This window comes from Streptococcus cristatus, assembly GCF_003944225.1.
GTDB classification, from domain to species: Bacteria; Bacillota; Bacilli; order Lactobacillales; family Streptococcaceae; genus Streptococcus; species Streptococcus cristatus_K.
This window is the reverse complement of record NZ_RJPN01000040.1, coordinates 1-566: the sequence shown is the minus strand read 5'-3', so window position 1 is coordinate 566 and position 566 is coordinate 1. Positions and strand designations below refer to the sequence as shown.

Annotated in this window: 1 protein-coding gene; it reads right to left on the bottom strand. The window is 49.1% G+C overall.

The features are described from left to right. Positions 1-140 precede the first annotated feature (140 nt). Positions 141-566, bottom strand: a 426-nt coding sequence (locus D8797_RS10130) for a hypothetical protein (protein ID WP_185780884.1), incomplete at its 5' end; no start/stop codon positions are given.

The following is a 566-nucleotide window of genomic DNA, read 5'->3' as shown; positions in this document are numbered from 1 at the left end:
TACAGATGCTGAGTGACTAGCACTTACTGATGCTGAAGCGCTTTGGCTCGCACTAATTGACGCAGACTGGCTCGCGCTTACTGAAATAGAAGCTGAGTTCTGGTTGTTAGATGCTGAAGCTGAAGCACTGATGCTTGCGCTCACTGATGCTGAAGTACACTTTGACTTGCAGATACAGAAGCTGAAGCGGTTTGGCTAGCTGATACAGAGGCTGGTTGACTAGCGCTTACTGATGCTGAGGCGCTTTGGCTCGCAGTAATTGACGCAGAGTGGCTCGCGCATACTGAAGTAGAAGCTGAGTTCTGGTTGTTAGATGCTGAAGCTGAAGCACTGATGCTTGCGCTCACTGATGCTGAAGTGCTTTGACTTGCTGATACAGACGCTGAAGCTGATTGGCTAGCTGATACAGAGGCTGATTGACTAGCACTTACTGATGCTGAAGCGCTTTGGCTCGCACTAATTGACGCAGACTGGCTCGCGCTTACTGAAATAGAAGCTGAGTTCTGGTTGTTAGATGCTGAAGCTGAAGCACTGATGCTTGCGCTCACTGATGCTGAAGTACTTTG